Raw genomic sequence first — 24,926 nt, 5'->3', positions numbered from 1 at the left:
CCCGGCGGGACGGCCCGTCTGCCGTTTTGGGTTATTTTTGCGATCTATAAACTGTAGTTTCCGTTGCGTACCACCCCAGCATTCTATTTTTTGATGATCAGTCGACGCGCTGTTGCGGGTCAGATTGCCGTGCTTTTGCTCATGCTGTTTGCGGGCATTGGGCTGGCGCAGGCGCAAAGTTTTCCGGGGTCTACGGTGCCGGGCCGGATGGGCGGCTTTGGCGGGCAGAGTGGCGGTAGGCCGGGCGGTGGTGGCGGAGGCTCGGGGCGGGCTGGTATTGACGATAGTACCAAAGCTATTTACGGCCCACGTACCACCCGCTACTTTCTGGAAACCGATATTCTGAATAACCGCAAAACGCTGTACACCACAGATACCCTCCTTGATGGGGTGCATCAGTACAACTTTGTGCAGCGCAACCAGAACCTGTATCAGGACCTCGGAAATCTGGGTACAGCGCTGCGCCCGGTATTTTACCAGACTCCCACGCAGATTGGCGCACAAACGGGCTATTCTGTGTTTGCGCCGTATGCGTACCAGACCGATGGGGTAAAGTACTACGACACCAAGTCGCCGTTTACCCGGATGTACTTTGTGCTGGGTGGCCGTAATCAGAACGTGCTGAACTTCGATTTTAGCCAGAACATCAACCCACGCTGGAATTTCGGTTTCAACATGCAGCGGGTCACCTCGCGCAAGCAGTACGGCCTCAACCCACCCTCCGGGCTTATTGCGGCCAGTTCGAACCAGATTTTTCTGATTCAGAGCTGGGCGTTTGTGGGCCATACCAGCTACCGGGCCAAAAACGAGAAATACACGCTCCTGCTGCATTTCAACCACCTCAACCACGACCAACCCGAGCAGGGTGGCCTGGTGCCAAACCTCCGGGCCGATGGCACCCGCGACCTTTTTTACTACGATGGTAACCCGCGCCTGCCCCGCGCCGACGGGAACGAACGGCGCAATATGTGGCACCTTTACCAGCAGTACAAACTGGCCGAAGGATTTCAGGTGTTTCACAAAATGGATTACCTGCGGCAGATCAACAGTTTCAACGATTACAGCCTCCAACAGGATTCTACGCTGACCCGCTACTACCCCTTTGTTGACCGAACCCAGTTTGGCGACCCGGTTCGGCGGGCCGAACTCGACAGCTCGGTTACGTTTCAGACCAATAGCTACCGATTGCTCGAAAATCAGTTTGGGCTCAAAGGCGATTTTCGGGGCTTCAACTACCGGGCTTATCTGCGCAACCGTCTGTACGGGCAGCAGGGCCGCTACAACCGGCAAATTTCCGTGACCGACTCGTCGTTTTGGGGGCGTTACAACAACCCCCGGCTGCGGCAGGAAACGTTTCTGGGGCTTTGGCTCGGTTATTATTTTCCCGACAGCCTGTCGCGTCTGACGGCCGAGGGCGAGTACCTCCTCGGTCGGGACCTCCGGCTCGAAGGGCAGCTCGAAACCCGCTTCGGGACCGTCGGATACCGGAGCATTTTTGCCTCGCCTACCTTACTTCAGCAGCGTTTTGAAAGCAATAACTACAGCTGGTCGAATAACTTCGGACTCCGGGGTACGCAACACGCTTACGGAACCCTTAACCTGCGCTACAAAGGCGTGTTGGTGCAACCGGGCCTCGACTATCACCTGCTCAACAATTACATTTATTTTGATGAGGACGCCCGCCCCCGGCAATTAAGTAGCGCATTCAGTATTCTGCGCGTGGGCCTGGGGGCTTCGGCCGGAAAAAAACGCTGGCGAGCCACAACACAGGGGTACTACACGCTTGTCTCGCGCGACGATATTCTGCGGGTACCTCAGCTGTTTTTGAACGCCCGGGCCACCTACGACTTCATTTTCCGGAAGGTGCTATTTATCCAGACCGGGGTGGAACTGCACTACAAATCGGCGTATTATGCCGATGCCTACATGCCGCTGACCCAGCAGTTTTACCTGCAAAACCGGCAGAGGGTGGAAGGCTACGTTGTGGCCGACGTATTTGCCAACCTGCGCATCAACCGAACCCGGCTGTTTGTCAAAATGGCCCACGCTAATCAGGGCGTGTTTGCGCCCGGTTATTACGTAACCCCCGACTACCTGGCCATGCGTCGGTCGTTTGCCTTCGGGGTCGACTGGTATTTGTTTGATTAAAATACTGGAACCGGCAGAAGGGAAAACGAAAGAGCCGCCACCGTACACTCCCTTTTCCCTTGTGCCTGTTCCGTTCTCCCACTAAGCATGACAACCCTCGGACTTGAGCTTCCTACCGACCCGCGATGGGTCAACGTTGCCGAGATGAACATCGGCGAGATTTTGATCGACCATGCATACTGTGAGCAGAAAGCCGCTTCGTCGTGCATTTCGCTCATTGTGCAGTACCCCGAAAAAGAAAAACTCGTGGAAGTGCTCACGCCCGTTGTGGCCGAAGAGTGGGGCCATTTCACGCGGGTGCTTAAAGAACTCCGCAAACGGAATATTCCGCTGGGTCGCCAACGTAAGGACTTATACGTGAATGCGCTACAGGCGCAATTGCGGACTTCCAGCGATTACCACGAGCAGTTGATGGAGCGCTTGCTGCTCAACGCCCTCATCGAAGCCCGTAGTTGCGAGCGGTTCAAACTGCTGTCAGAAAACATGGCCGATGAGAGCCTGCGCAAATTCTACCGCGAGCTGATGGTGTCCGAAGCAGGGCATTATCGTAACTTTATCGAACTGGCCGAAGAGTATGTCCCCAAAGAGCGGGTGCGCCAGCGCTGGAAAGAAATTCTGGACATAGAAGCCGGAATTATGGCGACGCTCGAAACGCGCGGGGACCGAATGCATTAACATGAATTTTCTTCAACAAACTGCCCGCACCGTATTTGATAAACACCCCAAACAGGCGGGTCAATCGGCCCGTTTCGATCATGTTTGGGTTATTTTACCCACCCGCCGGGCTGTTTCGGTGTTTCTCGATGAGCTGGGTAAACTGTCGGATGAGCCGTTTCTGGCCCCGCACGCCATGGCTATCGACGACTTTGTGACCGAAGCCGCCGGAGTACAGCTGATTGATCAGGTTGGGCTGTTGTTTGAGCTGTTTGAGGTATTTCGGGTCATTGACCCGCAGGTGGAGTTTGAACAGTTTATCGGCTGGGCGTCGGTACTACTGACCGACTTCGACCGGATCGATCAGTATCTGGTCAAGGCTGATTTTCTGTTCGATTATCTGACTGAGGCCAAGACGCTGGAACGCTGGCAACTCGACCTGCCGCCCGGCAGCCGGAGCCTGACGCCCACGCCCGCCATGTCGCGGTATTTCAAGCTGTTTGAAAATCTCAAAACGGCTTATCACGCCCTGCACGAGCGACTGACCGGGCAGGGATTGGCGTACCGGGGTATGGCATATCGCCTGCTGGCCGAGCAGGTTCGCGAAAAAATCCTCGATAATCCGGCCTACGAGAAAGTCTATTTCGTGGGTTTCAACGCCCTCAGTAAGGCCGAATCGCAGATTATGGAGTCGCTCCTGCGGGCCAACAAGGCCGAAATGATCTGGGATGTTGACCGGTATTATCTGGACGACAAAAAGCAGGAAGCGGGTTTATTTCTGCGTCGCTACACCGAAAATGGTTACCTGTTTACCCGCGAAAACCGCGCTCAGATCGGTACGAATCTGACCACACTGCCCAAGCATATCCGGGTGGTAGGTGTGCCTAATGCGAGTATGCAAACCAAGGTGGCCGGGCAGATTTATAAAGAATGGCGACAGGCGAGTGAAGGTGAGGGTCCGGATAGGCTTCACCAGCCCAAAACGGCCATTATTCTGGCCGATGAGTCGCTGCTGGTGCCTATGCTGTACGCCCTCGATGAGTCGGTGACCGACCTGAACATCACGATGGGCCTTTCGCTACGCGATTCGCTGCTGTTCACGCTTGTTGATACGCTGTTTGAGATGCAGCGAACGGTGCATGAGTTCAGAACCCGCGACGGGCGCGACCTGCGGATTCCGAAGTTCCACTTCCGGCATGTGGTGAAGGTGCTCAACCATCCGTTTGTGCAGCATTACGCCCGGCTCAACAACCTCATGAGCGTACCCGAATCGGCCGATGAACAACCCCGGCCTTTGCTGCTGCACATTCAGGAGCAGATTCTGACCCGGCAATGGGTGTACCTCACCGAAGGCGAACTCCGGCAGCTGGGCCATAACGACCGGCTGCTTAAAACGTTGTTCTGGCGGTGGCCTGCCGATCAGCCCACCGAAATCATCGGCAACCTGTACCGCCTGATCGACCTGTTGCGGGCCGTGTACAGCGACACCCAGGATGCCGTCGAGATTGAGTATCTGTACGTATTCTACACCCTGTTGCAGCAGCTCGAAACCACCATTGAGCAGCAGGCACAGATTGTCAACGGCACGCCTATCACCTTGCGGAGTTTGCGCCAGTTTTTGTACGAGCTGGTTCGGCAAACGAGCATTCCGTTTACGAGTGAGGGCGATAGCCCGTTGCAGGTGATGGGTATGCTCGAAACCCGGGCCCTCGATTTTGAGCGGGTGATTATCCTGTCGGTCAACGAGGGGGTATTGCCGCAGGCACGCAAACAAAGCTCGCTGATTCCGCTCGACATCAGCATCGACAAGCAGATACAGCTACCGACCTACCGCGATCAGGAGTCTGTGACGGCCTACCACTTTTACCGGTTGCTCCAGCGGGCCCGTGAGGTGGTGCTCATTCATACCACCTCGCCCGATGCCTACGGCAATGGCAAGGGTGAGCCAAGCCGGTTTATCCGCCAGATCGAACACGAACTGGTGCCCCGCTCGGCGGGTGCCATTACGCTCAGCACCCCGTTGGTACGGTTTGGCCGCGAACGGACCGGGCAGGAGGGGCTTATGCATAACTGGGAGGTCGCCAAATCGCCGGAGGTGATGGAAAAGCTGCGGACCAATCTGGCTACCCGGGGTATTTACCCCACCGCACTGAACCAGTTTATCAACTGCTCGCTCAGCTTTTATTTCAGCCGGGTGGCGGGTATCGCCGAAGAGGAAGAGGTAGAAGAGAAAATGGGCGCGGCCGAATTTGGCGACTGGCTCCATAAAACGCTCGAAAATCTGGACAAAAAATACCGGATGGATGGCCGGGTGGTATCGCTCCAGATGGTGAAAGACGAACTGGAAGAAACCTTCAAGGAGGTGATGAAGGGCCGGGTGATGGAGTCGGGGATAAACCTGCTGCTCTACGATGTGGCCCAGCGTCTGATGCTCGATTTTCAGGAGCGGCAGGCTCAACTCACCGACCTCCAGGTGATTGGCACCGAAGACCGGTACATTGTGGAGCTGAACGTGCCGCTCGAAACGGGTGAGGTAGTACCCGTGCGGATTGGGGGCAAAATAGACCGGATTGAGCAGGTAGATGGTCAGATTCGTATCATCGACTACAAGACCGGCAAAGTGGAATTGCCCAGCCAATCGGCCGACATGGCGACCATGCTCCCTCTGGAAACCGGCTCCAAATGGGATAAAGCCCGACAGCTTTGGCTGTACAAATACCTCTTTTTGAAGCAGGGCAAACGCAAAAATCCGCATGACCTGCCCGTAACGGCCGGGTTCTACTCGTTCCGCGACATCAACGGCGGCCTCAAGGAAAACCCGGTCTGGTTTAGCAGCAATACCGAGAGCCCCGACGAGTTTATCCGGGCGAGTGAGGAAACCCTGCGTACCCTGCTCCGGCGGCTTCTGGACCCCGGCGAGGCTTTCCGCAAAACCGAAAAGCTCGAAACGTGCACCTACTGCGATTTCCGCCGGATTTGCGGAAGGGAGTAAGGGTTTAGCATCGGTGGCGGAAATCGTGACAAGCTTAGGCTACTGAAACTTCGGATTAGTGGAACGGACGTTAGACGGCTTGGCGATGTGGCGGATTTTTAGCACAAAAGTTCAATAGAATTACTGCTGTTGAACTTTGCATAAATGCCCAATTGAAGCTATTTAGCCCCGCTTTTGGTAATAACATGTTAGCGGTAGTTTTATCTCCAAAATGCTCTGGAATAAATCGTCCCATTTTTATATTTTTCGAAATGAACTTTATATGTTTTTCCAAGAGTTATTCCGTAGTAAACTTCAATGTCAGTATTATTACATACAGATAATATTTTTTTGTCGATATCTGTGTCAGCTCGTGAACCAATATAAATAGCTTTAATAAATTTTCTTTCTATTGGTATAAACTCAGTGTCCTTGTCGCTTAAGAAAACAATTCGGTGCTCACTTTCATATTTCCATTCCGATTGTTTGTTAAACATAAGCTTTTCAACTTTCTGATTAACGTCGTCAAGCCCTTTAACTATTGGTGGCTCGTCAGAATAGTTTACTTTCCAAAAGACAAGGTAACCTTTTTGAGTTTTTAAGTATTCAAATAGTTCAGGTTTATATTCAATGCAAATCCCTTTGTGGTTGTTGGTGTAATGTGACCACATTAAGTTATTGTCATTTTTGTCCGTAAATGAACATAAAGCAATCGTCTGGGCAACAGAATTTCTTTGCTGTTGTTCTGCGTACCAAGTATAACCATCGTGTTCTGTTGCATGTTTTTTCCAATCTTCAAAATCTTGAACAGAAGAACCTGGGTTGTTTTTATAGTATTCTTTTTCGTGTCCCTCTGCTAAAGGGTCTATGTCCAAGTTAAATTTAAGTTCATAAGGGTCATTAAGATTAAACGCAGAAGACAGCTTAATTGTAGCTTCTTCTCCGATAAGTTTATCTATTATGTCTTCCGATGGTATTGTATAGAATTTGAACATTGGTTGCTGTCGTTAAAAATTACCGCTAACGTTTCTGGGCTTTGCGTTCGGGCGGGTTTCAGATCACAAATGCCCAATTTATTACCAAAGTTCATCAGAAGCACAAAGCTTCAAGTTTGCACATCGGCCCGCCTGACGCAAAACCCGTGTTAGTGGCTGCCGTTATTTTTGTCTGCATTGGTTTACAATTGCTGTTGTCAATGAGTCAAATTTTTGTTTGCTCTTAAAGTCATTTTTGTCAACGGTGTCTTTGTTGTAAATATAAAAGTCTGAATAGGTTATGTCCTTTTCTTCGGGATTCGTTGAGTTGGCTTCTATTGTCTGACCAATTGTCCCCGAACCACCAACTAAAACACAAGGTCGTTTTTGAATTCTGTCTTTAAAGTCAAGTATTTGTGATATTTTAGTTCTGTTGCCTAATTCGTCAACTAAATAATAATTGTAATTAACGTGTCTGTCGAAGTCTTCGTTTAGAATCAATATTCCATTGTCAGGGAAAGTCAATGTTTTTACACCGTCTGTTTTATCATAATTACGCCCACAATTTTCTTCATATACAACTCGTAAATTTCCTTCAAAGTTATTTGGAATTAAGATTGTCTTTGGTGTCGAATAATTGTAAGCATACAGAAATAAAAAAGTTGATGGAACGTATAAAATTAATGGAATCAATGTCGTAAGCAATTTTGTCTTAATATTCTGCTTTGAAAGAAAAATCAATATTACTCCAACTAAGAATGTTGGTAATCCTAAAACTAAAAGATAGAAACTTACAACACAAGCAATGAAGCTAATGGCAATTAAAGTCAGTCCGATATAAAATACTGTTTGTTTCAATTTGTGTCTATTCGTTGGTATGTCGTTTTATGCTTGCAGGCAACTCATAAATAGACGCAACTTCTGAGTATTTACACAAAGGTAGGTAGAGGCAAAAAATCTCCAAATAATTTATGGATTTCTCTTCTTAACTACTTGAAAATAAGTTAATTATGCTTGGTTTTGTGCACTTGTCCGGTTCAGTAACAATACGGAATACGCATTGCGTATTCCGTATTGTTATCGTCATTATAGATCTACTGACAATACAAAATACGAAATCAGTTTCAAAGCCTGTCTAACGGACTTTTGATATTCTTCAAATTTTTCTCGCTGACCTGCGTGTAGCGTAACGTAGTCTTGATGTCATTGTGGCCCAGTAGATCCTGAATGAACTTAATACCGGTGCCGTTTTTGAGCAAATGGGTGTATGTCGGCTTTGTGCGAAAGTTTATTGTCGCAGTGGATAGAAATAGTAGTGTGGTTGTCGCTCTCATGAATCACTAAAAATTAAACCCAAAATGAAAGCCCGGTTCACCGAAGATGAATTTCGACCATTTATCATCTAACTGTTTAAATCCATTAGGCAGTTTGGTATGATAGGCGCGGTGGGTAATGGCAATGGATGGTTGAATAAAAAACCGGTCTCTAAAAAGTTTGATATGATAACCAGCACGGTAGGTGTTGAAAATCTGGAAACCATTGTCAATTTTATTACCGTCATTATTTACAAATGTTTGCCAGGTAGGCATCACATTCAGTTCGGCATATAAACCGTTCCACAGGAATCGTTGGTAAGCCACGGATACGCCATATTCACGAACATACCCCGGAAATTTTTCTTCCGGCTTTCCGTATGCTTTGTTTAAAAATGGGTGAATACCGTTTGGCCAGGCGTATTTCCAGGTTTTGGGTTCTAACGTAATCACATCTCGTCCCGTAATCCGGTAGCCTATGTTGAGCTGAGCGAAGTCGGGGGGATTGACGGAAGCCAAATTTCCCAGTATAAAGATGGTACTCCCAACGAACCACCGTTTGTACGTGCTGTCTGTTTTAGCGTATTGGGCATTCACCTGCAGGCTGCCTGCCAACACGATGGCAAGCCCAATCCCGAAAATTTTCTTTTGCATGTCAGTTTTGATTGATGTGAAACGACAGTGCAAAAGTGGACCGACGAGACAGGATTGCTCGTTCACTTAAGTTAAGAAATGCGCATTAGTTCTTTTTCTCCAGAATTCGGGCTCTAAGTCTGCTTAATGATTGTGGTTTTATGCCCAAATAACTGGCTAACTGATGTTGCGGAACCCGCTGAATTAGGTCAGGTCTTTTTTGGATTAAGTTCAGGTATCGTTGTTCAGGAGAAGAAGTCTTAAACGCGTCAAAGTCGATTCGTTGTTTAGCTAAAAGTTCTTCGGATAATACTCGGCACATCGTGTCAAACTTGGGAAATTTCCGGTTGGTCTCTGCTTCTATATCCGAATTCGAAACGGTGAGAATAGTATCTTCAACACAACTCACGTAATAGTCGGATGGCGTTTTGCTAATCACGCAAGGAGGTGTCAATACTTCCATTTCTGTGTAGAAAGCGGTTGTTTTTTCTTCTCCGTCTATCAGGTAATACGTTCGTATACAGCCTTTTAAGACAAAGTAGCTGTCCTTCGATTTTTGGCCTTCCTGGAGTAACGTCGTCCCTTTTTTCACCGAGCGGAATATGTCTAAGTCGAGTAATGCGTTCTTCTCGTCGTCGGTCAGGGAAACGTATTTTGAAATAAAGTCAAACAGTATATTTTTCATTGTCTTGTTATTGTAACTGTCGTTTGTGTCGCCTGCCGCTCATGTTGCCTGGCTTTTGCGGTAAGGAGTCTTGAGAACGGAACAATCAACCTACCACCGAAGCTAACTGGTAGCAACAGCGCTCAATCCCTGTAGCACAAAGCTAATGTTGTGCCGTTTGAATAGGCTCACTATTGTGATTATTGGGTAGTAGCACTTCTGCCGCTATTATGTCAAACTGGTGTTAGCTACAGTCTCTTTATCAGTCGGTCGATTCGTCTTTTATTCTCCTGTTGTAATAAAGAAGGGTACAAATTCATTGGAATGTTGACTATCATGATGACCAATCCAAATAAGTAGTTGGCGTTGAAAGCCTTAGCTAAAGCAAAAAAACTGACAAAGACGAATCCGATTAAATGATCGATTTCAGAAATCGTCATTTCCTTACGTATGCTACACAAATAAGGCTTGTCAATTTTCGTTTTGAGTTTCAGTTTTTGATTGAAAAATTTGAAGAACGTATTTCTTACAATCCACTTAAAAATGCCAAGCCCAATGACTCTGTTGAGATGTTGATTTTCAATAAAAGTAAGGTTCTCTAAGTTTTTGTTGAAATAGGCTCTTTTCCTTAACGCATAATGGATCATCATCCCAACCAGCCAGGATATAAAGCATATTGAAATACTGAATGTCAAGTACCTGACCATTGTCGTTAATTGAATTGTAGCTGCGTTCAGGGCTTTGTGTAGGTGTGATGATAGCATTCCGTCAAGCCAAGCTCGCATAAAGCCCCTTATTGGTGGCTGGCGTTTCTGTCAAATTGGTTTCAATATCCTTTTCCTAAGCTCAAACTCTTGCAAAATCTTCCATTGTCCGCCGTCTTCTTGTTCTATCAGGCTTATTCGTTCAAATCTTAATTGATTTGGTAAACTTAAGCTTTCAATCTGACGAGCTATGGCGTCTGTACAAGTTGAGTTTCTTGGATGCATTAAGGTAATGTGAGCTTCCTGCTTTCTTGGATTGTCGTTCAGTCCAATTAAAATTTGTCTACGTAACTCTTGAAAACGTGCATTCTCCAGTATTGCAGGAAGAAAAATCCCTCGTCCATTATCAAACCTTGTTGGTTTCCCGAATTCAATAACAATTTCTTCCATTGTCAAAGAATGTAGGTTTGATAGTACTTCCTCAAGATTTTCAATTTCGTCCTCTCTACATAGAGTAACGTGAGATTTTATCAACTCAAATTGTATAGGGTTAAACTCTTGTCTTACTTGTTCAATAGTTTCAGCGTCTTTTGGGTCAACAAATAAAGTCAGTTGTCTACGAATATGTATAGCCACTTTGGGTCAACCTTTTGAATGATTAGTGTGTATCATTTTACTAAAGGGTTTTGAGTAACCGCAACCATACAAAACCCGTGTACGCTCAAGTACTTTCGCTCTGATATACAGCGGTTGGGGATAGGCGAGCGAGGAACCCCGGCTCGCTTAGACCGGGGTAGGGGTCAGCTCCCAGCTTTTGCGCACGGCCGACGACCAGTCGATGCGCCGGTCGGCCTCCGAAATGTCGATAAATTCGAAGTCGGTGAGCAGGCGCTTCAGCTTGGGCAGGCATCCTTTTAGCCCGTAGTACGACTTGAACTTGCGCGTCAGGCTGAGGTCTTCAATCATCGGTTGAGCGGGGTCGAAGTCGCGCGGATGGAAGTACGTCATCACGTAGGGCGACTGCCGGGTAAACCGCTGAATCATAGGGTAGGGTAGTAGCCGGAAATAGCCCCCTCCCGAAAAAATCATATCCTGCCCCAGCAAAGGCACCGTGTTGATGGGAAACTCTTTGAGTGGGTAGCCGTCAACGTCGATAATGGCCGGTTGGCTGATGCCAAAGGCTGTGTCGCCCCCGTGAGCCCGGCGCGCCGAAAACACTGAACAGTCAATCTCGATACCGTTCTCGACCAGAATCGGAAATACCCAGCGGTTCAGAAACTTGATTGAAAAGCCGGGTGCCCGGTACGCCCGAATCGGTTTGCCCGTTACGTCCTGCAAAGCCTTGATCGACCGTTCCAGATCGTCGCGGAACTCGGTCTCGGTTTGTTCGTAAGCGAGTTGGTGCGCGTACGAGTGGGTAGCAATTTCGTACCCGGCCGCGTCGATTCGCCGAATTACGTCGGGGTGTTGATCGGCCACCCAACCCAGGCAGAAAAAAGTAGCCCGGCAGTTGGTGTCGGCGAGCAATTGAAAAATCCGGTCCATGTTGGCATGAATCCGGGATTCGTAGCGGCTCCATTCGGTAGCCGTCCGGGTCGATTTATGGTCGAGGAGGTGAAACCACTCCTCAATGTCGAAGGTAAGGATATTCATAGGGCGGTGGCAGGTTTAGGGTTGGGCAAAGGTGACGTAAACCGTCAATAAAACCGTTTGCCAGCGGCCTGAAACGCTTTTACATCGTCCCGGGTCGGAAAGGTGAAATACGTCATCTGCGAAGCATCATTCTCCATGAGTTCAACGGTGCCATCGTGAATTTTCTGTACCGATTCGACAATAGCATCCATGCCCATTTTCTTCGTCACGCGGATCAACTCCTCCTGCGACATGTTGCCGATTGCCAATGGTTTCTGTACAATAATCGGGCCTGAATCAATGCCTTCATCCACAAAAAATACCGACACGCCCGTGTGGGTTTCACCGTTTTTCAGTACCCAGAACGAAGGCATCAGGCCGCGGTATTTGGGCAATAGGGCCGTGTGCAGGTTGATGCAGCCGTGCGGAGCCAGATCGAGCAATTTACGCTTGAAAATCTGATTGCCGGCAATGGACACGAGCAGGTCCGGGTTGTAGGCTTTCAGCCGGGCCAGGTTTTCGTCTTTGTTGATGTTTCCCTCAATCTCAATCAGCGGTACGCCATAGTTGGCAAGCACCTTCCGAACGTTGTTGCGACTATCCAGTTTCGACGCTACAAACTTGAATCCGTAACGCACAAAGAAAGGAAGCCCGAAGATCTGAAGCGTTTTTTTCATCTTGTCGGCAAACGTTTCGCGCTTGCCAAACGGCGACACGTCGAACACAACCGTAGCCACTACCTCGGCGTAAGGAGGCAGGTGCTTCATGAGGTAGTCGATGTTACGAGCCAGATAAAATGGGTCGTCCTGAGTGAGTAAGAGTAGACGCATGAAAAGGAATAATTCGTAGCAATAAGTAGAGCAAAAATAAGGAAAGACCAACCGCCTGTAGCGTCATTCGGGTATTAGCGGCCTAATTTAGGCGCAGAACAAATGATCAAAATTGAACAAAAGTAATTTCCTGTGGATAAGATTACGGTAGTGGTGATAGGTGATTTCTAAAAAAAGTGATAGTATTGCAATCAATCTGGGCAAAAATAAGGCAAATTGTAGCTGTATGACCCGGTTTTGTTCAGTTTAGTCCGCCGACCGGTTTGGTGTATTTTTCAAAGGTAGCAGTGTCGTCTGTATGCTTGATTTGTCCGTCATAATTTTAACCCATAACGAGGAAAAACACATCGGGCGTTGCCTGGAGAGTCTGCGGCCGATGACGGACAAAGTGTTTATCGTCGATTCGTTCTCGACCGACCGAACGGTCGAAATTGCGCGCGCTATGGGAGCCGTGGTTGTCCAAAACCCGTGGGTAACCTATGCCACTCAGTTCAATTACGGGATTCAGCACACGCCGTTCCAAACGGCCTGGCTCATGCGGATGGATGCCGATGAGTATATACTGCCCGAACTGGCCGAAGAAATCACTCACCGTCTGCCGGCACTGGCGGCTCAGGTGGGCGGGGTGTACGTAAAGCGCCGGGTTATGTTTATGGACCGCTGGATTCGGCACGGCGGTTACTACCCGATCTGGCTGTTGCGGTTGTGGCGTCGGAATCAGGGTATCTGCGAGCAGACCTGGATGGACGAGCATATCAAGCTGAGCCCGATCAACGGTGCCCCGGCCCAAACCGTGCAGTTTGCCAACGATCTGGTGGATCATAACCTGAATAACCTGACCTGGTGGACGCAGAAGCACAATCAGTATGCTATTCGGGAGGTGATCGATTTGCTCAACATCCGGCATAACTTCGAACAGGCCGAGCGGGTTACGCCCAGCCTGACGGGGTCGCAGGAGCAGCGGAAGCGGTACCTCAAAGAACGGTACGCATCGTTACCCCTGTTTACCCGCCCGATTCTGTACTTTTTGTACCGGTATTTTGTCCGGTTTGGTTTTCTCGACGGCCGACGGGGCTTTGTCTGGCATTTTTTGCAGGGGCTTTGGTATCGGTTTCTGGTAGACGCCAAAATGCTGGAAGTTTACCGCCGGGCAGGCAACGACCGGGAGGCTATCATCGACTTTTTCAAAACGGAATATGGAAAAGACCTTCGAGCCGGTGTCCGCTAATCCGTCGGGAACCACCGACCTGTCGCGGTTCGACAATAGCTGGTACAATCCGGGGCCACGTCTGAAAGTAATTGGCTGGTTTATTGTCAACTCGCTGGTATTGAATAATCATCTGCCTATTCCGGTCGCTTTTAAGCGCTGGGTATTACGCCTGTTTGGGGCGCGTATTGGGGTGGGCGTTATGATTAAGCCGGCTGTGAATATTAAATATCCGTGGTTACTAACCGTGGGCGATCACGTCTGGATAGGTGAGTACGTCTGGATTGACAACTTGTCGCCGGTAAGCATCGGCAACCACGCCTGCCTGTCGCAGGGGGCGTTGCTGCTGACGGGTAATCACGATTATCGGCTCCCGACGTTTGATCTCACCACGAAGCCCATTCGGCTCGAAGACGGGGTCTGGGTTGGTGCCAAATCGGTGGTTTGCCCCGGTGTCACCTGCCGCTCGCACTCGGTACTGGCGGTGGGGTCAGTAGCTACCCGCGATCTGGAGGCATACGGTATTTATCAGGGAAACCCGGCAATTTGGGTTCGCAAACGAATTATCTCAACGTGAAAGTAAGCATCATAACCGTAGTATATAATGGAGTAAGTACCGTGCGCGATTGTCTGGAATCGGTACTGGGGCAATCGTACCCCGATATTGAGTACATAGTAGTGGACGGTGGCTCAACGGACGGAACGGTTGAGTTGATCCGGGAGTACGGCACGCGAATCAGCCGGTTTGTGACCGAGCCCGACAAAGGCCTCTACGATGCCATGAACAAAGGAATTAGTATGGCCACGGGCGATGTAATCGGGTTTCTGAACTCCGACGATCTGTACCGGCATACTGAAGTCGTGAAGCACGTGGTGGAACGGTTTAAGCAAACCGGCTCTGATGCCGTGTACAGCGATATGGTTTACGTAGACCGGTACGACATCAGTAAGGTGAAGCGGTACTGGAAAGCGGGCAGCTACCGGCCCGGCGACTTTTTGTGGGGTTGGATGCCGGGGCACCTGTCGTTTTTTGCGCGCAAATCGGTGTACGATGCATACGGCCATTTTCGGCTCGATTTGCGGAGTGCGGCCGATTATGAGCTGATGCTGCGGTTTATTCACAAGCACAACATCAGCTTGTCGTACCTGCCAGAAACCACCGTGATTATGCGTGAAGGCGGGGTGAGTAATGCGAATCTGAAAAATCGGGTACGGGCCAATCAGGAAGACCGGATGGCCTGGGAGATGAATGAGCTCAAGCCGTATTTTTTCACGCTGACACTCAAACCCCTCCGAAAAATTGTTCAACTGTTTCAACGGGAACGTCCTTCTGTAAGCTAACCGTTTACTAAGTTCTGACCGTAACTGAAAGAAACTGCTTGGATAATCTTTAAATAATGTAATTTTCGCGCCCGGTTCGCTCTGGACTGAGCCATGGCACACTTTTGGTGTCCAGTTTAGGTAAGACATACCGCTGTCTGCCGTCTCCCGGAGCACGAATGGTTTTAATCCAAGTGACCGCTTATGAACCTCGACCTACTACTGGCTTATTTGCAAAATAAGTTTCGCGATGAACTCTTTACGATTGGGCTTTACCAATCCGTATTGTCGTTTCTCGTGGCTTGTTTTGTGGCTATCATATCGATTCCGGTCGTTATCAAAATATCGGAATTAAAAGGGCTTATGGAGAAAACGGGCGAGCGTCGGGCTCATACCACACCCACGCCCACGTTTGGCGGGATCGCGATTTTTGCCGCTGTCCTGATCAGCTATTTCCTCTGGCCGAGCATTGACCAGACCGACATTTATCGTACCAATCTTTCCATCGTCGGGATGACTATCCTCTTTTTCGTCGGTATCAAAGACGATCTGGTGGGTGTTGATCCGAATAAAAAGATATTCTTCCAGGTACTTCCTGCGCTTATTCTCATTTTCTTCGGCGATCTGAAAGTAGATTACCTCTACGGGATCATGGGCTTTCACCACATAGCCGAGATCGTGAGTGTGCTACTCACCTGTTTCATCTTTATTGCGGTGACCAATGCCATAAACCTCATCGACGGAATCGACGGGCTTGCGGCTGGTATTGCCACTATTGCAAGTGCCACCTTCGGGGCCTGGTTTCTGCTCACTAATCACTTTGCCATGGCCTGCATGGCGTTTACGCTCGCGGGGGCGTTGGTAGGCTTTTTGCGGTTCAACTTCTCCAAGACCAGCAAGATCTTCATGGGCGATACCGGCTCGCTTATTCTTGGGTTTATGTTGTCGTTTTTTGCGGTTCGGTTTGTTAACCTGAATACTTCGTTCCGGTTTGACCCGACGGCTTTTTTCAACGCACCGATCATTGCCGTAGTAGTTTTGATCATCCCTATTTTTGATACGTTGCGGGTGTTTACCGTTCGGATTCTGGCGGGTAAGTCGCCCTTCTCGGCCGACCGGAATCACATGCACCATATTCTGCTCGACAACGGTATGTCGCATATGGGGGCTACCGCAACGCTCTGTGGTATCTCGCTGCTGAATACGGTGTTGTTCTTTGTGCTCCACCGCAACATTACCAACACGGAGTCCGTACTGATTCTGTGTGGTTTGTTTGCCTTGTACATGATGGCGAGCTTCCTGCTCAAGATGCGTGCCCTTGTGATCACCACGCATCCTCGCCGTCGCCGGGCGGTCATGCGTCGGGCCATTCAGAATGCATTTGAGGGCCGAAACACGCGTAAGCTGATCGATTATCTCTAAAAGCACCGGTTTCACATACACGAGGCAGCACTCATTCGGAGTGCTGCTTTTTTTATGTCTGAACTGTAGCACAGCCCTATTTGTCCGGGTCAGCAAACAACCTTGGATAAAGTGGTACACTTACCAAAATACTTAGTAATTACCCGGAGGTAAAGATTGAGTTTTTATACTCAAAAAGCCAAGTTGTATTAGGTTGGATATAAATTAAAAGGAGTATAAAAATACCGTTTTACTAAAGACAAAAATAAGTTTGGTGTACAAATTGTGCGAATATAAGCGATATAAAGTCTCCTAAAAGAGTATGATTTTGAATATAAATTAATATATAAAGTATATAACATTTCGATGTAATTATAGCTATACATGAAGGTTTAGCAATATTTTTGATTCTATATATAGGGGCGTATTTCATACGATTTGATTTCTAAAAAAGCCATCTGAATTAACTCGTATTACTCAAATTTTGATCATGTAAAAATTGAGTAATTGAGTGAGTTGAAGACGGCTATTTCTGCACCTACTCAATAATGGAAAGCTGATCAGGATTCCCGTACTCGAAGAGGGGTAGCATCCCATTGAGAGATACGTACCCCAGCCGCAGAATACAATTGAGTTGGCCTTTCTATCGGTCCTATATGCGTATAAAATTTTACGAGCTTTTATTTTCTAGTGTAGTACAGTGGCGTGCCAGAATCCTGTTCTGGCAACGAGACGGATGTGGGGTATGGTCAACCTCGGCAGGAAGGGCGTTACCTGTCCGATTTATCTTGTGGCTGGCTGGTATAGCATTGCTGGTGGGCGTAACCCCCGAAGGAAGGGCGCAGACGCTGCCTTGCGGCTACCGAACCCTGACGGTCAACAACTTTCCGAATGCGGGCATTGTGAGTGGCCGTACCGGTGGCGTAGGTGGGCTATTGGGCATTGGAGCTGGTAGTGTTTCGAACCCTGGAAACGTGGTAGATGCTAACCTCACCAACCTTGCATCCATCAATACGGTACTCGGCGTAGGCAGCGGTGGACAGATCTCGGTCAATGCTAACCAGAACGGTGGCTCAACCGTGTTTAGCGCTGGCTCGATTGCGGGCTTTGTGGTAGCGGATAACAGCGCGCTTGGGGCTGACCTGCTGGCTTCGATGACTATTCGCACGTACCTGAACGGTACGCTACAGGAATCGTCAGGTTCGTCGTCGTTACTGAACCTGTCCTTGCTTTCTGCCAATGGTCAGATAACGGTGGGCTTCGTGACAACCAAAAATTTCGACGAAGTTCAATTAACTATTGCCAGTGTAATCAGCCTTATTTCCAGCACAGGGATTTACTATCCGTTTGTGCAGTACCCCGACCTGTCGGCCACCACACTGGTAACGAATGCATCGAGTGCAACCACGGCCGACGGTGCCGTTTTTGTAACGGCAAGCGGAGGCCGTACTCCCTATACATATTTATGGAATACGGGAGCCACTACACAGAATCTCCAGAACGTAGCACCGGGCTCCTACACCGTTACTGTGCGGGATGCCAATAACTGTACCACTACGGCGACCGCAACGGTGGGCATCCGGGTATCGGCCTGTCCGGTACCGGGGCAGAATGGATTTACCCAATTTTCGTTTGCTACGGCGCCCGTTATCACTGGGCAGGGCGTTGGCCGACGGGGACGGTATGCAAACGTAGCTACCATTGGTGGGCAGGCCGTCGATATTGTCGGTGAAGTGCTCACGTATTCGGGAACAGCCGATGCTACCTTTCCTCGTTTCGATAACTTCACCAGTGTTACCGGTTCGGTACTCGCTCGTTATGCCATTTCGGGAGCGTCGACGGCACCCAACGGCCTGACATCTACCGTGCGGTGGACCGTTGTGAAGGCGGGGACGAATACGCCGTTTCCGTTCCAGGGTTCCTTCACGGTTGGTGATATCGACAACGATCAGACCCTGAATAGCACAACGCTCGAGTCGGTTATTGTGAATAAGAGCGATTTGTATTCGTACAAGCTGAGTAGCCCAACCAATACCTCTGTCATAACTACTACTGCTTCGCCAACGATCCGATTTCAGGGGACACAGAATCAGGTGGGTATCGACGGAATTGACCCGGCCTTTACGGTGGCACTCGCTTACGTAGGGGTTTCTTCCTTTGATATTACCTACTCCAAAGTCGGATCAAGTACGGGTACGGCCAACTTCCCCTTTGATGGACGGGGAGGCATCGTGTTCACAAATACGACCTGCGTACCTGTACTGGATACAGATGGCGATGGGATTGCCAACGCGGTTGATATTGATGATGATAACGATGGTATCCTGGATGATACCGAGGGGCTACTCGCCGATGCCGATAGCGATGGTATTTCGAACGCGCTGGATCTGGATTCCGATGGCGATGGGATCCCGGACAACATAGAAGCCCAGACAACAAGCGGGTACATTGTTCCCGGAACGACGGTGACTTCGCTGGGTCTGCCAACAGCCTACTCGGCTACCGGAGGTCTGATGCCCGAGAATACCGATAAAACCGACACCCCGGACTATCTGGACACGGATAGCGATAACGATACCAAATCAGATACCAATGAAGCCGGGCTCACACTGGCTGGCGTCGACTCAGACAAGGATGGGCTCGATAATAACATTGACACCAACGATGCCCTTTTCGGGCCGGTCAATGCCGGTATCACCAATCCGCTGGCCACGTATCCATCCGGCAGTGGTCAGGTATTATGGCGGGTTAAAGAGGGGGCGTTTACGTTTGGCAACTGTGCGAATGCTACCGTAGCGGGGACGTTTGTGGTGGGTATTCCCTCTACCGGCGTTCTGAACATCCCAATCACCACTACCCGCGACGGACAAATTATACTGGCCTCGCTTTCGGGTGGAGGCTTTACGTCGGTACCACTCTCGGTAACGACATCGTTAGTGGCTAGCCAAACGGTATTGTCGATCCCGATTTCATACGATGGCTCAGGGAGTATTGGTACCCGCACGCTGTCGGTCAGTTCGGCCCAAGGCACCGGAACCTGTTCGCCAACGGTCAGCGTAATTGGTTTGGCCGATCTGACCACATCTATTGGGCAGCCAACGCCTGCTTTTTTGCCGGGTCTGACCAGCACACTACCGGTTGTGGTGAGCAACATCGGTTCGGCTGCCTCCTCGGGCCTGATTACAACTACGTTGGTTATTCCGACTACGGTTGTTACACCAGCCTCGTTTACCAGTAACGGATTCGCCTGCGTGACCACGGGGGCGAGTGTTACGTGTTCGAGTTCGGCGTCTATCGCTACAGGAGCCAGCACGACCATCAATGTGCCTGTTACACCCGCTGCGGCTGCGGCCGGAACGACTCTCAGCTTCACGCATACGGTTTCGATTACGTCCGAAATCAGCGTGACCAACAACATTGGTACGGCCACTGCGCCGGTTGGTTCGACGGTATCAGCCGTACCTGACTCCGGGACAGTCAGTGCCGGAACCGGGGGGACCGCCGTGGCTAATGTGGTTGCCAATGATTTGGTTAATACGTTGCCCGCTACGTTAGGCGGAGGGGGCAATGCCACCCTGACAGCGGTAGGTACGTATCCGGCGGGCATCAGCCTCAACACGACAACCGGTAGCGTGAGTATCGCTGTAGGCACCACGCCGGGCTCGTACACGGTGGCTTATCAACTTTGTGACAAGCTCACGCCCACCACCTGCGCCACCACGATTGTATCACTCACCGTAGCGCCCAGCGCGACGGCCAACCCTGACAGCGGCACAGCCAGTGCGGGTACGGGTGGAGTTGCGGTGACCAACGTGCGGGCCAATGATTTGGCCAACGGCTTGCCCGCTGATGCGACCAACTCCAGTCTGAGTCTGGTCAGCAGCGGCTCGGCAGGCATCACTCTCAACACGACCACCGGTAGTGTGAGCGTAGCCCAGGGCACGGCTCCGGGAGCTTACACACTGGTTTACTCGTTGTGCACGACCCTTGGCACAAGCACCTGCACTACCGGGATTGTCTCAGTGACGGTGACCCCAAGCGTGGTAGCTAACCCCGACAGCGGCACGGCTAACGCGGGCACCGGTGGGATCGCAGTGGCGAACGTTGCACTCAATGACCCGGTCAACGGTGTGCCCGCAACGTTGGGCGGAGGTGGGAATGCCACTCTGACCCCAATCGGGACATACCTGGCGGGCATCAGCCTCAACACGACAACCGGTAGCGTGAGTGTCGCGGTGGGCACCACGCCGGGCTCGTACACGGTGGCCTACCAGCTCTGTGACAAACTCACGCCCACCACCTGCGCCACCACGATTGTATCGCTCACCGTGGTGCCCAGCGCGACGGCCAACCCCGACAGCGGCACAGCCAGTGCGGGTACGGGTGGAGTTGCGGTGACCAACGTACGGGCCAATGACCTGGCCAACGGCTTACCGGCTGATGCGACCAACTCGAGCCTGAGTCTGGTGAGCAGCGGCTCGGCGGGCATCACCCTCAATACCAGCACGGGCAGTGTAAGTGTCGCCCAGGGCACGGCTCCGGGAGCTTACACGCTGGTCTATTCACTTTGCACGACCCTTGGCACGAGCACCTGCACCACCGGGATTGTCTCAGTGACGGTGACCCCGAGCGTGGTGGCCAACCCCGATAGCGGCACAGCCAGCGCGGGTACGGGTGGAGTTGCGGTGAGCAACGTGCGGGCCAATGATTTGGCCAACGGCTTACCGGCTGATGCCACTAACTCCAGCCTGAGTCTGGTCAGCAGCGGCTCGGCAGGCATCATTCTCAACACGACCACCGGTAGTGTAAGTGTGGCCCAGGGCACGGCACCGGGAGCTTACACGCTGGTCTATTCACTTTGCACGACCCTTGGCACAAGCACCTGCACCACCGGGATTGTCTCAGTGACGGTGACCCCAAGCGTGGTGGCTAACCCCGACAGCGGCACAGCCAACTCAGGCACGGGTGGGGTAGCGGTCGCGAACGTCGCGCTCAACGATGTAGTCAACGGCGTACCCGCTACCTTGGGCGGAGGAGGTAATGCCACCCTGACCCCAATCGGGACATATCCGACAGGTATAACGCTGGATGCCGCGACCGGCAGCGTGAGTGTCGCGGTGGGTACTACGCCGGGCTCGTACACAGTGGCTTACCAGCTCTGTGATAAACTCACACCCACGACCTGCGCGACAGCCATAGTCTCACTCACCGTGGTGCCCAGTGCGACAGCCAACCCCGACAGCGGCACAGCCAGTGCGGGTACGGGTGGAGTTGCGGTGGCCAATGTGCGGGCCAATGATTTGGCCAACGGCTTACCGGCTGATGCGACCAACTCGAGCCTGAGTCTGGTCAGCAGCGGTTCAGCAGGTATCACGTTGAATACCACCACCGGCAGCGTAAGTGTGGCCCAGGGCACGGCTCCGGGGGCTTATACCTTGATCTATTCACTCTGCACCACTCTCGGCACAAGCACCTGCACCACAGGGATTGTCTCAGTGACGGTAACTCCGAGCGTGGTGGCCAACCCGGATGCGGGTACGGCTAACGCGGGCACAGGCGGGGTCGCGGTGGCGAACGTCGTGGTTAACGATGTGGTCAACGGTGTGCCAGCCACCTTTGGCGGAGGGGGCAATGCGACCCTGACCCCAATCGGGACATACCCAGCGGGCATCAGCCTCAACACGACAACTGGTAGCGTGAGTGTCGCGGTGGGTACTACGCCGGGCTCGTACACGGTGGCCTACCAGCTTTGTGACAAACTCACGCCCGCTACCTGCGCCACCACGATTGTATCGCTCACCGTGGTGCCCAGCGCGACGGCCAACCCCGATAGCGGCACAGCCAGCGCGGGTACGGGTGGGGTCGCGGTGGCCAACGTACGGGCCAATGATTTGGCCAACGGCTTACCGGCTGATGCGACCAACTCCAGTCTGAGTCTGGTCAGCAGCGGCTCGGCAGGCATTACGTTGAATACCACCATCGGCAGCGTAAGTGTGGCTCAAGGCACGGCTCCGGGGGCTTACACACTGGTTTACTCGTTGTGCACCACTCTCGGTACAAGCACCTGCACCACCGGGATTGTCTCAGTGACGGTGACCCCAAGCGTAGTAGCTAACCCCGACAGCGGCACGGCTAATGCGGGTACCGGCGGGGTGGCCGTCGCGAACGTTGCAGTTAACGATGTGGTCAACGGTGTACCCGCAACGTTGGGCGGAGGGGGCAATGCTACCCTGACAGCGGTAGGTACGTATCCGGCGGGCATCAGCCTCAACACCACTACCGGCAGCGTGAGTGTCACGGTGGGCACCACGCCGGGCTCGTACACGGTGGCCTACCAGCTCTGTGACAAACTCACGCCCACCACCTGCGCCACCACGATTGTCTCGTTGACGGTTACGGCAGATATTCAACCGGCGCCCGATAGTGGTACGGCACTCGCTACGGGTGGGGTGGCTGTGACGAATGTGGTAGCCAACGATTTAGTGAATGGATTGCCAGCGACGCTGGGAGCCGGTGGCAACGCTACCATAACACCTGTTGGTACGTACCCGTCGGGTATCACACTGGACACCGTGACCGGGCGTTTACAGGTAGCCCCCAACACGTTCCCCGGCTCGTACACGCTAACCTACCAGATTTGTGATAAACTCACACCCGCTACCTGCGCAACCGCATCGGTGGCAGTGACGGTAGTTCCGCTCTCTCCGCTGGTGACGCCCGATATTGCCAACACTCGCCCCAACACGCCGGTGACAGGTAATGTGCTGATCAACGATATTGACCCGCAAGGGTTGCCGCTGACGGCTTCGTTGTTAACGCCACCCGCTCAGGGCACGGTGACCATTGCACCCGATGGTAGCTATACCTACACCCCCCCGATGGGCTTCACCGGCGTGGTAAGTTTCTGCTACGCCCTGAGCAATACGGTTGGCCTGAGTGGTTCGGCGTGTGTGTCGGTCAACGTCGTTCCCGACCCAATGCTCGGCAACGAAAAGCCGGTAGCCAATGACGATAACACGCAAACTATTCAGGATCAGTCAGTCGTGATTGCTGTGTTGGCGAACGATACCGACCCTGACTCTGCTACCTCACTCAATGGGCAGTTAGGGTTACCTATTATTACCACGCCCCCAGCAGTGGGTACGGCGGTAGTCAATGCCGACGGAACCATCACCTACACGCCCCCCACAGGTTTCACCGGTCTGGTAAGCTTTACGTATCAGGTGTGCGACGGGGCAACGCCGAGTCTGTGTGCAACCGCACAGGTGAATGGCCGGGTACAACCGACGCCAGCTCCCGGAACCATACTGGCTCCTGTCGCCGTCGATGATGTGCTTCTGACCCGAATCAATACCATACGTACCGGCATTGTCAGTGCCAATGATCTGGATCTTCAGGGATTGGCCCTGACCTACACCACGGGTCAGCCCGCGAGTGGAACTGTTGTTATGTCGGCTACGGGTAGCTATACCTACACCCCGGCTCCGGGCTTTACGGGTCCCGATAGCTTCACGTATACCGCTTGCAATACGTCTGGTCAATGTAGCCGGGCCACCGTGTCAGTGCTGGTGCAGCCGCAACCCCCGCTCGTATCCGTATCACCTAAGGTGTATTTGCAGGGAGCTTTGATTGGGGTGGTGGGTTCACTCATGCGCGACGACCTGCGGGCGGGTGGATACCTCCCGTCTACGCACCCCTACGCTACGCTCAACCCGATTACGCCGGTAGCTGCGATGGCCGCCGGGGTCACGGCTGTTACGGGCAACAACGCCATTGTCGACTGGGTATTTGTGGAGCTACGTTCGGCCACCAACCCGAGTGTTGTGGTCGATAGCCGGGCGGCCCTGCTGCAGCGCGATGGCGACGTTGTCGATGTGGACGGCACGTCGCCCCTCATCTTCAGTCAATCGCTGCCAGCGGGTTATTACGTGGCCGTGCGGCACCGCAATCACCTGGGCGTGATGAGCCGCCTGGCCGTTCCGTTGTCGACCACAACGACGGTTGTCGATTTCCGCAATCCATCAACCCCAACGTACACCACCACCAGTACCAGTAGCTATACGCAGGTGACCGTCGATCAGGCACAGGTGGTGGTGAGTCAGGGGGTAGCCATGTGGGCCGGCAATATTCTGGCCGATAATGCTCCGGTGGCACCGCGTAACCAAATCATTTATCAGGGTACCGACAACGACGTGAACGGTATCTATCAGCAGGTAGTCAATGCGCCGGCCAACGGCTTGAAAAGTCCATTCTACCGGTTACGCGGCTACTTCTCCGGCGACGTGAATCTGGACGGGCAAACGCTCTTTCAGGGTACCGGCAATGACGTAGAACTGATCTACCAGAACGTGGTGAAAAATCACCCCGGAAATAGCCTTAGAGTTTCATTTTTTACCATCCGTGAACAAATACCGTAACGCAAAAAACAGGGCGAGACCAGGCTTGCCGCTTTGTTTGTCAACTTTTCAAAGTCTT

At 51.7% G+C, this 24,926-nt stretch carries 17 protein-coding genes; 8 read left to right on the top strand and 9 right to left on the bottom strand.

Features of this window, described 5'->3' with window-relative positions:
* The first annotated feature begins 93 nt into the window (after window positions 1-93).
* The 3 genes from RUDLU_RS0104775 (at window position 94) to RUDLU_RS0104765 (ending at window position 5,794) form a co-directional block, all read left to right on the top strand.
* Window positions 94-2,148 (top strand): putative porin, encoded by a 2,055-nt coding sequence (locus RUDLU_RS0104775; RefSeq protein ID WP_044129909.1) that lies wholly within the window; start codon window positions 94-96, stop codon window positions 2,146-2,148.
* Between the two features lie 87 nt (window positions 2,149-2,235).
* The gene (locus RUDLU_RS0104770) at window positions 2,236-2,823 is read left to right on the top strand and encodes a MiaE family protein (RefSeq protein WP_019987212.1); all 588 of its coding nucleotides are present in this window, start codon (window positions 2,236-2,238) and stop codon (window positions 2,821-2,823) included.
* Window position 2,824: 1 nt separating this feature from the next.
* On the top strand, window positions 2,825-5,794 hold the full coding sequence (locus tag RUDLU_RS0104765) for a PD-(D/E)XK nuclease family protein (RefSeq protein WP_019987211.1): 2,970 nt from the start codon (window positions 2,825-2,827) through the stop codon (window positions 5,792-5,794).
* Window positions 5,795-5,994: 200 nt separating this feature from the next.
* Here the strand turns inward: RUDLU_RS0104765 and RUDLU_RS0104760 are convergent, their stop codons facing one another.
* From RUDLU_RS0104760 to RUDLU_RS0104720, 9 genes are all read right to left on the bottom strand, one after another.
* On the bottom strand, window positions 5,995-6,768 hold the full coding sequence (locus tag RUDLU_RS0104760) for a DUF2971 domain-containing protein (RefSeq protein WP_019987210.1): 774 nt from the start codon (window positions 6,766-6,768) through the stop codon (window positions 5,995-5,997).
* 162 nt (window positions 6,769-6,930) lie between these two features.
* Window positions 6,931-7,605, bottom strand: coding sequence for a DUF6843 domain-containing protein (locus RUDLU_RS29615; RefSeq protein ID WP_157580091.1), 675 nt, complete (start codon window positions 7,603-7,605; stop codon window positions 6,931-6,933).
* 266 nt (window positions 7,606-7,871) lie between these two features.
* Entirely contained in the window at window positions 7,872-8,081 is a 210-nt protein-coding gene (locus RUDLU_RS29170) for a tyrosine-type recombinase/integrase (RefSeq protein ID WP_019987208.1), read from the bottom strand.
* A 6-nt stretch (window positions 8,082-8,087) separates the two neighbouring features.
* Window positions 8,088-8,714: a hypothetical protein gene (locus tag RUDLU_RS0104745; protein ID WP_019987207.1), complete on the bottom strand. Its 627-nt coding sequence runs from the start codon at window positions 8,712-8,714 to the stop codon at window positions 8,088-8,090.
* Between the two features lie 85 nt (window positions 8,715-8,799).
* Window positions 8,800-9,378: a Crp/Fnr family transcriptional regulator gene (locus RUDLU_RS0104740; RefSeq protein WP_019987206.1), complete on the bottom strand. Its 579-nt coding sequence runs from the start codon at window positions 9,376-9,378 to the stop codon at window positions 8,800-8,802.
* A 227-nt stretch (window positions 9,379-9,605) separates the two neighbouring features.
* Entirely contained in the window at window positions 9,606-10,004 is a 399-nt protein-coding gene (locus RUDLU_RS30265) for a glycosyl-4,4'-diaponeurosporenoate acyltransferase CrtO family protein (protein ID WP_245581731.1), read from the bottom strand.
* A gap of 168 nt (window positions 10,005-10,172) precedes the next feature.
* Complete coding sequence (locus RUDLU_RS0104730; RefSeq protein WP_019987204.1) at window positions 10,173-10,697, bottom strand: 2'-5' RNA ligase family protein; 525 nt, start codon at window positions 10,695-10,697, stop codon at window positions 10,173-10,175.
* A gap of 147 nt (window positions 10,698-10,844) precedes the next feature.
* Window positions 10,845-11,714 (bottom strand): polysaccharide deacetylase family protein, encoded by an 870-nt coding sequence (locus tag RUDLU_RS0104725; protein WP_019987203.1) that lies wholly within the window; start codon window positions 11,712-11,714, stop codon window positions 10,845-10,847.
* A gap of 44 nt (window positions 11,715-11,758) precedes the next feature.
* The gene (locus RUDLU_RS0104720) at window positions 11,759-12,523 is read right to left on the bottom strand and encodes a methionyl-tRNA formyltransferase (RefSeq protein WP_027302765.1); all 765 of its coding nucleotides are present in this window, start codon (window positions 12,521-12,523) and stop codon (window positions 11,759-11,761) included.
* Window positions 12,524-12,821: 298 nt separating this feature from the next.
* Here RUDLU_RS0104720 and RUDLU_RS0104715 point away from each other — a divergent pair, with 298 nt between their 5' ends.
* The 5 genes from RUDLU_RS0104715 (at window position 12,822) to RUDLU_RS0104695 (ending at window position 24,868) form a co-directional block, all read left to right on the top strand.
* Window positions 12,822-13,751 carry a glycosyltransferase family 2 protein gene (locus tag RUDLU_RS0104715; RefSeq protein ID WP_027302764.1) on the top strand — a complete coding sequence of 310 codons (930 nt, stop codon included), beginning with the start codon at window positions 12,822-12,824 and terminating at the stop codon, window positions 13,749-13,751.
* Window positions 13,720-14,307, top strand: coding sequence for a WcaF family extracellular polysaccharide biosynthesis acetyltransferase (locus RUDLU_RS0104710; RefSeq protein ID WP_019987200.1), 588 nt, complete (start codon window positions 13,720-13,722; stop codon window positions 14,305-14,307). The genes RUDLU_RS0104715 and RUDLU_RS0104710 overlap by 32 nt, the downstream gene beginning before the upstream one ends.
* Complete coding sequence (locus tag RUDLU_RS0104705) at window positions 14,304-15,071, top strand: glycosyltransferase family 2 protein (protein ID WP_019987199.1); 768 nt, start codon at window positions 14,304-14,306, stop codon at window positions 15,069-15,071. The genes RUDLU_RS0104710 and RUDLU_RS0104705 overlap by 4 nt, the downstream gene beginning before the upstream one ends.
* Window positions 15,072-15,254: 183 nt before the next feature.
* Window positions 15,255-16,472, top strand: coding sequence for a glycosyltransferase family 4 protein (locus tag RUDLU_RS0104700; RefSeq protein WP_019987198.1), 1,218 nt, complete (start codon window positions 15,255-15,257; stop codon window positions 16,470-16,472).
* Between the two features lie 767 nt (window positions 16,473-17,239).
* Window positions 17,240-24,868 carry an Ig-like domain-containing protein gene (locus RUDLU_RS0104695; protein WP_019987197.1) on the top strand — a complete coding sequence of 2,543 codons (7,629 nt, stop codon included), beginning with the start codon at window positions 17,240-17,242 and terminating at the stop codon, window positions 24,866-24,868.
* Window positions 24,869-24,926 lie beyond the last annotated feature (58 nt).

The organism is Rudanella lutea DSM 19387, from assembly GCF_000383955.1.
Classification (GTDB): Bacteria; Bacteroidota; Bacteroidia; order Cytophagales; family Spirosomataceae; genus Rudanella; species Rudanella lutea.
The sequence above is the reverse complement of the archived record's forward strand: the minus strand, read 5'-3'. Positions and strand labels throughout refer to the sequence as shown.

Excerpts from the sequence above, each read along its gene's own strand:
- RUDLU_RS0104725 (WP_019987203.1), bottom strand. The coding sequence starts at position 11,714 with ATGAATATCCTTACCTTCGACATTGAGGAGTGGTTTCACCTCCTCGAC.
- RUDLU_RS0104775 (WP_044129909.1), top strand. The coding sequence starts at position 94 with ATGATCAGTCGACGCGCTGTTGCGGGTCAGATTGCCGTGCTTTTGCTC.
- RUDLU_RS0104720 (WP_027302765.1), bottom strand. The coding sequence starts at position 12,523 with ATGCGTCTACTCTTACTCACTCAGGACGACCCATTTTATCTGGCTCGT.
- RUDLU_RS0104770 (WP_019987212.1), top strand. The coding sequence starts at position 2,236 with ATGACAACCCTCGGACTTGAGCTTCCTACCGACCCGCGATGGGTCAAC.
- RUDLU_RS0104710 (WP_019987200.1), top strand. The coding sequence starts at position 13,720 with ATGGAAAAGACCTTCGAGCCGGTGTCCGCTAATCCGTCGGGAACCACC.
- RUDLU_RS0104740 (WP_019987206.1), bottom strand. The coding sequence starts at position 9,378 with ATGAAAAATATACTGTTTGACTTTATTTCAAAATACGTTTCCCTGACC.
- RUDLU_RS0104700 (WP_019987198.1), top strand. The coding sequence starts at position 15,255 with ATGAACCTCGACCTACTACTGGCTTATTTGCAAAATAAGTTTCGCGAT.
- RUDLU_RS0104760 (WP_019987210.1), bottom strand. The coding sequence starts at position 6,768 with ATGTTCAAATTCTATACAATACCATCGGAAGACATAATAGATAAACTT.
- RUDLU_RS0104715 (WP_027302764.1), top strand. The coding sequence starts at position 12,822 with ATGCTTGATTTGTCCGTCATAATTTTAACCCATAACGAGGAAAAACAC.
- RUDLU_RS30265 (WP_245581731.1), bottom strand. The coding sequence starts at position 10,004 with ATGATCCATTATGCGTTAAGGAAAAGAGCCTATTTCAACAAAAACTTA.
- RUDLU_RS29170 (WP_019987208.1), bottom strand. The coding sequence starts at position 8,081 with ATGAGAGCGACAACCACACTACTATTTCTATCCACTGCGACAATAAAC.
- RUDLU_RS0104765 (WP_019987211.1), top strand. The coding sequence starts at position 2,825 with ATGAATTTTCTTCAACAAACTGCCCGCACCGTATTTGATAAACACCCC.
- RUDLU_RS0104745 (WP_019987207.1), bottom strand. The coding sequence starts at position 8,714 with ATGCAAAAGAAAATTTTCGGGATTGGGCTTGCCATCGTGTTGGCAGGC.